Raw genomic sequence first — 7,173 nt, forward strand, 5'->3', positions numbered from 1 at the left:
CAATACTTGCAGGGAAACTGTCGTATCCTACTATATTTTTATTCTCTACCGAAACCACGGGGAAAGATTTTGGGCCATCCTGTTTCGGAGCTTCTTTTTTGCAGGCAGTCAACGAAAATGCTGCTACAGAAAATAGTATAAGCTTGTTTGTCATTTTATAGTTTATTAAGAGATTCCTGAATATTTGATATACTCTTGTTTAAGAGTGCTTTGTATACTTCAATTCTTTCATCATCTTCTTTGTGTTCTGTTTTTCTGAAATTTTTCAGATCTTCCATTAGTTTCAATTCGTCCTGCATTTTTTGAACGATTTTTTCAAATCTTATTTTTTTATAATCATCATTGGCAAAAAAGTAACGTTTTCTTTCATCCATTTTATTGATGTCGATAATGAGTTCAGCATTAAGAAGCAGATTTATGCTTGTAGAAACTGAGCTTTTGCTTGCCGAAAAGACTTCTACAAACTCATCAAAAGTGATTCCTACCTTATCAAAATCGAAAATGAGGTAGGAATATATTTTTGAAGCCAAAGGTGGCAGATTGAGAACGGTTCCGTAAAACTTTACAGCATCCTGAAAAATTTTCTCATCTACTTCCAGACTTTTTTTCATAATAGAAAAATTTTGAGCAAAAGTAAAAATTAGTTCGGAACTAAACGAACAAAGCCAATAGAGTTTATAAATAAATAGTTTCTTAAAGAATCAATGAATATTGATTTAACTTTTTGTGTTTTTTTACATCAACACTTTTTCAAAGGCTTTTCTTACACCTCCGGCAAGAACAACTTCGCCACAATATGAGTATCCTTTACTTCATTATCTACCGTAATTACATAGCCAAATTCTTTAGAAACATCACTTTCTACGGTCTGCAAATTGGGGTATCCGTTTTGCCATTGCTGGCTGCCGTCTTTTCTCCTTCGTTCGATCGATTGCTGAATAATTTCCCAAATGACGGGTATATCTGTTTCATTTGCTTTTCTAAAATGGATTTCGTTTTTATTATTCATAAGAGGTTTATATTACAAACTTGAAAATTGGGAAATAACATAATCAGTGCCAAAAATTTCCCATTATATTTTTATTATATTTTGATATTTGATACTAAAAAAACCGAAAATTAATGAGAATTAATTTTCGGTTCCGAAGTAGTAAAATTTAAAATTATGAAATTTTTTATTGGTTTTGATTTTGCTGAAGAAAAGCATCGATAATTTCAAATGCCTTCTTCTCGTCTTGTAGATCTACCATTACTTTTAAGCTTGTTGCCGTTGGCGTTGTAGTAAAAGTAAGATAATTGTTTTCAACATCATTGGTAATCTGTGCATCATCTAATTTAGACTTTATCAGTTGTATTTCTGCAGATTTATCGCTTTCAAAAACTGATACTCTCGTGTTACGTTCCATATAATATACATTTTGAGTATCTAAATATAGAACATTTTTTTAAGAATTCCAAATTTTGAAATTTCAAATTTTATTAATGTTGTTTTCAATTTTATCTAATGCGATCTGAATTTCCTCGGTTGTAACATTCAAATGTGGTCTGAATCTTATAGATTGATCTCCACAAGCAAGAATGATTAAACCGTCTTTGTACAGCTCATTTCTAATATGATCTCTTTGTTCGCCGGAAGGTAAATCTATTGCGCACATCAAACCTTTTCCTCTCGCATTAGATAATTTTTCAGGATATTTCTGAGCTAGGTTCTGAAGACCTTCCAAAAGATATTTTCCAACAATTTCAGCATTTTCTAGAAGGTTTTCTTTTTCGATAACTTCCATCACCAGTTGGAAACGCAGCATGTCAATTAAGTTACCACCAAAGGTAGAATTGATTCTCGAGCTTTCTCTGAAAACATTATTCGGGATCTCATCAAACTTTTCTTTATTCGCCAAAACTCCGCAAACCTGAGTTTTTTTCCCGAAAGAAATAATATCGGGTCTCACACTTAAATGTTCAAAAGCCCACATTTTACCGGTAATTCCGATTCCGGTTTGTACTTCATCGAAGATCAAAAGAATTTCGTGCTCGTCGCAGATATTTCTTAGACCCACAAAAAACTCGTCTCTGAAATGATTGTCGCCACCTTCAGCCTGAATAGGTTCAATAATAATACAAGCTACTTTATCAGGATTTGAAAGAATCGCTTCTTCTATGTTTAGTAAAGCTAAATTTTCGTTCTTTATCGTTTCTTCTAAATTTTCTTCGGTAATCGGGAAATGTAATTTAGGATTAAGAATTCTCGGCCATTCAAACATCGGGAAATATTGATATTTTCTCGGATCTGAAGTGTTTGTTAAGCTTAAAGTATAACCACTTCTTCCGTGTATAACCAATTGAAGCTGAGCCGAACATTGAAAACATATCAAGAAAATTTTTCCCTGAAACCGAATCGTGAATCCACGATCCGTGAGAGTTTTCGATATCCATTACAAAATCAAAACCGTCTGCCAAAACGTGTTTTCCTACCGTTTCTTTTATTTTATTTGTCTGAATTTCAAGAGTATTGTCCATATAGTTGTGATTGAAAGATTGAAAGATTGAAAATATTTAAAGATTTAAAATTCAAATACTTATTAATTTAAATCTTTAAATAACTTAAATTTTTAAATTAAAAACTACAAATCAAATTTAATTCCCTGAGCTAAAGGAAGATTTGTGGTGTAATTAATGGTGTTGGTTTGTCTTCTCATGTAGTATTTCCAGACATCAGAGCCGGATTCCCTACCGCCTCCCGTTTCTTTTTCACCACCGAAAGCACCACCGATTTCTGCACCGGAAGTTCCGATATTTACATTCGCAATTCCACAATCTGAACCTGCATGAGAAAGGAATAATTCTGCTTCTCTCAGATTCTGGGTCATAATTGCAGAAGATAAACCTTGCGGAACATCATTCTGAATGGAAATGGCTTCTTCTAAAGTTGAGTATTTAATTAAGTATAAAATAGGTGCAAAAGTTTCGTGCTGAACGATTTCGAAAGAGTTTTTAACTTCCGCAATGCAAGGTTTTACATAGCAGCCAGATTCGTAATCTTTACCTTTTAGAACGCCACCTTCAACAACGAATTTTCCGCCTTCTTTCTTGCACTTTTCGATGGCTAACTCGTACTGATTCACAGCTTCGACATCGATAAGCGGACCAACATGCATATTTTCATCCAGAGGATTTCCTATTTTTAATTGTCCGTAAGCTTTTGCCAAACGGTTTTTCACTTCGTCATAGACAGATTCGTGAATAATTAGCCTTCTCGTAGAAGTACATCTTTGTCCTGCAGTTCCTACCGCTCCAAAAACCGCTCCGATAATTGACATATCCAGATCTGCATCTTTAGAAATGATAATCGCATTATTGCCGCCTAATTCTAAGATCGATTTACCAAATCTTTCAGCAACTTTAGCAGAAACCATTCTTCCGACTCTTGTAGAACCGGTGAATGAAACTAAAGCAACACGTTTGTCATCAACTAATTTTTGCCCGATGGTGTGATCTGCTACCAAGACACTTGAAATTCCCTCAGAAAGATTGTTTTCTGCTAAAACTTCATTCATAATATTCTGACATGCGATGGCACAAAGAGGAGTTTTTTCTGATGGTTTCCAAATGGTAACATTTCCGCAAATCCAGGCTAAAGCTGTATTCCAAGCCCAAACTGCAACCGGAAAGTTGAATGCTGTGATGATGCTTACAATTCCAAGCGGATGGTATTGCTCGTACATTCTGTGACCCGGTCTTTCCGAATGCATCGTGTAACCGTGAAGCTGTCTTGATAAACCAACCGCAAAATCACAGATGTCTATCATTTCCTGTACTTCACCCAGACCTTCCTGCAAAGATTTTCCCATTTCGTAAGAAACAAGTTTACCAAGATCGTCTTTATATTCTCTTAATTTTTGCCCAAGCTGACGTACAATTTCACCTCTTTTTGGTGCAGGTACAGTTCTGAATTCAAGAAATGCTTTTTGAGCAGATTCTATTACTTTGTCGTAATCTTTTTCGTTTGACAGTTTTACTTTGGCTATGAGTCTTCCGTCTGCCGGAGAGTAACTTTCTATAGATTTTCCTGATGCAAAAAATTTCCCTCCAGTAGAAGTTCCTTTGTTTTCATCTTTGATTCCTAAATTTTTTAGTGATTTTTCAATTCCGAAATCTTTGATTTTCTTTGACATAAAAATTTAACTTTTCGTTTTGCCTAAGATAGAAAATATTACTTAAATGGAAAATTTAATTTTTTTTAACTGGTTTTATTTGGACTAATTATAAACATGCTTATCTTTGTAAATAACATTTATAATTGCAGAAATGGAAACGAAAGAAGCTATAAACGAGGAAAATGTAGAAAAAAAATCAAGGTGGAAGAAAATGCTTAAGAAATTCGGGATTGGCGGAATCATCTTTTTTACGGTGAAAGGAATTATCACTTCTACGTTGATTTATTTCTTAGGTAAGAATTTCTGGAGTGTAATCAGTGGTTATTTTACAGGAATTTTCCAATAAAAAAAGCAAAGAAATTAGTTCTCTGCTTTTGGTTTTCGTTAACGATTATTTTATTCTTTTTTCTTTCTCCCTGCATTGATTAAATTCTGATTAAGAAGATACTCAATCTGTCCGTTGACGCTTCTGAACTCGTCGTTTGCCCATTTTTCAAGAAGTTTATAGGTAGACTCATCTATCCTTATCACGAAAGATTTTTTGCTTTTGTTTTCGGGAGAATTTTGAGCTTTTTCTGACTTCATTTTCTTGTTTTTCTAATTTTGTTTAAATGCAATGGTCACAAAGATTTTTCTTAAAATTATTGAGAATATTTTTTGTTCGCAAAGGCGTTTCACTCAGCAAAAGTTTTCGGCGATTTGTCATTCTGAATAAAGCGTAGCGGAGTGAAGAATCTATTTTAACTTAATATCTTAAGATTCTTCCTTCGTCAGAATGACATACTGCTTCCATTTTTAATTATATAACGTTCCTGCATTTAAAATTGGAGTTGCTGCTTTTTCACCACATAAAACAACCATTAAATTGCTTACCATTGCTGCTTTTCTTTCGTCATCCAATTCAACAATGTTTTCTTCTGAAAGTTTCTTTAGGGCTAAATCTACCATTCCGACTGCGCCTTCTACGATTTTCGTTCTTGCAGCTACAATTGCAGTTGCCTGTTGTCTTTGAAGCATTGCTCCTGCGATTTCTGATGCGTAAGCTAAGTGTGAAATTCTCGCTTCCTGGATGATAATTCCAGCTTTTGAAAGTCGGTCTGTCAATTCCTGTTCAAGGATTGAATTAATTTTATCTCCACCTTCTCTTAGTGTAATCGGAGCGTGATCGTCTTCCAGATTATCGTAAGGAAAGCTCATTGCCAAATGACGAACTGCCGCTTCACTCTGCATTTTTACAAAATCTGAATATCTTTCTACATCAAAAGCAGCTTTGTAGGTATCTCCTACTTTCCAAACCATTACGACTGCAATTTCGATGGGATTACCCATTTTATCGTTTACTTTCAAAGTCTGTCCTTGTAAGTTTTCAGAACGCAAAGACATTTTTTGAGATGAATACAAAGGATTAATAAAAAACAGGCCGTTGTCTTTTACGGTTCCGACATACCTTCCGAAAAAATTCAATACTCTTGAATGGTTCGGTTGAATAATCATTAAACCTTTCAGCAAAAAACACATGATAAAGAATGCGACAATTGAGATGATGATGTACGTAACATCAACATTTTCTCCGTCATTAATTCCTGTTATAAAAAGGTAAGCCGAAACTCCCAACAATATTAAAGAGAGAATTAATGCTAAATAACCTGACATTGGTTTTAAAACTTTTTCCATGATTGTAATTTTTAAAGTGATATTATTTTGATATCATAAAGATATGAATAAGTTTTGAATTAGTTATTAGTTATTAGTTATTTTGGTTGATAATTTTTCTTTTTAAGATTAAAATTTAGTTTCTGTACCATTTCTTAAAACAAAAATCCCGAAAAACTATTTTCGGGATTTCATATTTATTTAAAATTGAATTTATTTTTCTTTAAAGCAACAAATTTAAAGTAAGATACTAAAGCTAAAGTAAACATCGTTGCGAGACCGATATACACCCAAGCCGGAACTGGAACCGGATCACCTGCCGCGTAAGAGTGCAGCCCGCTCAGGTAATAATTTACTCCGAAATACGTCATTACCATTGAGCAGAATGCAAACATCGTTGCTACGTGAAATGCCCATCTGCTTCTCAATCCCGGAACCAATCTCATGTGTAAAACAAATGCATAAACCATGATCGAGATAAATGCCCAGGTTTCTTTTGGATCCCAGCTCCAGTATCTTCCCCAAGATTCATTTGCCCAGATTCCGCCTAAGAAGTTTCCTACTGTTAATGCGAAAAGTCCGATTGTAAGAGACATTTCTGAAACAATTGCCAGTTCTTTCAATGTTGAATCATTGTGTAATTTAAATTTATTTTTATCTGTAATAATGTAGAATACCAACGAAATTACAGCGATGATCATTGACAGTGCAAAGAATCCGTAGCTCGATACAATAATGGCAACGTGTACAATTAACCAGTAAGATTTAAGAACAGGAACCAATGGTGTAATCTGCGGATCAAGCGCAGAACCTCCGTGAGCAAACCCCATCATAATTACCGCAACCATAAATCCTGCAGCAGGAATTAATGCGTTTGAAGTGTTTCCTTTTTTAATAAGTTTCGCTGTAGAATCTGATGTTTTTTTGCTGAAATTTGGTTTTCCAAATCCGAAATAAAACATTAATCCGGCAGAAATTCCGACCCACGAAATGAAGATAATGGCTTCATAACCGTTACTCCAAGGAGCGTGACCGGAAATGTACCATCTTGCAACCAATCCTAAGAAATGGGCAATATAACCTACAATTCCTATATAAATTATAGCTTTAATGATTTTATTAAGAATTTTATTAGGCTTAAATAATTCTACAAAACCTAAGATCAGTAACAACCCACCAACTAAAGTATAGAAAATCAATAATTTGAAATTGATATCTGCTTTATTCATAAAAACCTCAAGATTAACTTTCGATTCTGTAGGAACAACTGCTTTACCCCATTTTTGCTGGTAATCTGACAGTTTTTTCAATTCTGCATCTGCTTTGCTCCAGTCTCCTGTTTTTTGCGCCTGAAGTGCTTCTGCAA

At 34.3% G+C, this 7,173-nt stretch carries 8 protein-coding genes and 1 pseudogene; 1 reads left to right on the forward strand and 8 read right to left on the reverse strand.

Features of this window, described 5'->3' with window-relative positions:
• Positions 1-155: 155 nt before the first annotated feature.
• From AB4Y90_RS15195 to amaB, 5 genes and pseudogenes are all read right to left on the reverse strand, one after another.
• A complete protein-coding gene (locus tag AB4Y90_RS15195; protein WP_441558383.1) occupies positions 156-611 on the reverse strand; it encodes a transcriptional regulator in 456 nt (151 codons plus the stop codon).
• 152 nt (positions 612-763) lie between these two features.
• Positions 764-1,009, reverse strand: coding sequence for a hypothetical protein (locus AB4Y90_RS15200; protein WP_441558384.1), 246 nt, complete (start codon positions 1,007-1,009; stop codon positions 764-766).
• Positions 1,010-1,175: 166 nt separating this feature from the next.
• Positions 1,176-1,406 carry a DUF2007 domain-containing protein gene (locus AB4Y90_RS15205; protein WP_441558385.1) on the reverse strand — a complete coding sequence of 77 codons (231 nt, stop codon included), beginning with the start codon at positions 1,404-1,406 and terminating at the stop codon, positions 1,176-1,178.
• Positions 1,407-1,469: 63 nt separating this feature from the next.
• Positions 1,470-2,517 (reverse strand): annotated as a pseudogene (locus AB4Y90_RS15210) (aminotransferase class III-fold pyridoxal phosphate-dependent enzyme).
• Positions 2,518-2,621: 104 nt separating this feature from the next.
• Positions 2,622-4,172 (reverse strand): L-piperidine-6-carboxylate dehydrogenase, encoded by a 1,551-nt coding sequence (gene amaB / locus AB4Y90_RS15215; RefSeq protein WP_441558390.1) that lies wholly within the window; start codon positions 4,170-4,172, stop codon positions 2,622-2,624.
• A gap of 133 nt (positions 4,173-4,305) precedes the next feature.
• Between amaB and AB4Y90_RS15220 the strand changes: the two genes are divergently transcribed.
• A complete protein-coding gene (locus tag AB4Y90_RS15220) occupies positions 4,306-4,500 on the forward strand; it encodes a hypothetical protein (RefSeq protein WP_115950681.1) in 195 nt (64 codons plus the stop codon).
• 50 nt (positions 4,501-4,550) lie between these two features.
• Here the strand turns inward: AB4Y90_RS15220 and AB4Y90_RS15225 are convergent, their stop codons facing one another.
• The 3 genes from AB4Y90_RS15225 to AB4Y90_RS15235 form a co-directional block, all read right to left on the reverse strand.
• Positions 4,551-4,739, reverse strand: coding sequence for an Arc family DNA binding domain-containing protein (locus AB4Y90_RS15225; protein ID WP_074228653.1), 189 nt, complete (start codon positions 4,737-4,739; stop codon positions 4,551-4,553).
• 210 nt (positions 4,740-4,949) lie between these two features.
• Entirely contained in the window at positions 4,950-5,828 is an 879-nt protein-coding gene (locus AB4Y90_RS15230) for an SPFH domain-containing protein (protein WP_441558391.1), read from the reverse strand.
• Between the two features lie 176 nt (positions 5,829-6,004).
• Positions 6,005-7,173: cytochrome c biogenesis protein (locus AB4Y90_RS15235; protein ID WP_441558393.1), on the reverse strand; the 1,169-nt coding region annotated here is incomplete at its 5' end.

This window comes from Chryseobacterium sp. 2TAF14 (genome assembly GCF_052115105.1).
GTDB lineage: Bacteria > Bacteroidota > Bacteroidia > Flavobacteriales > Weeksellaceae > Chryseobacterium.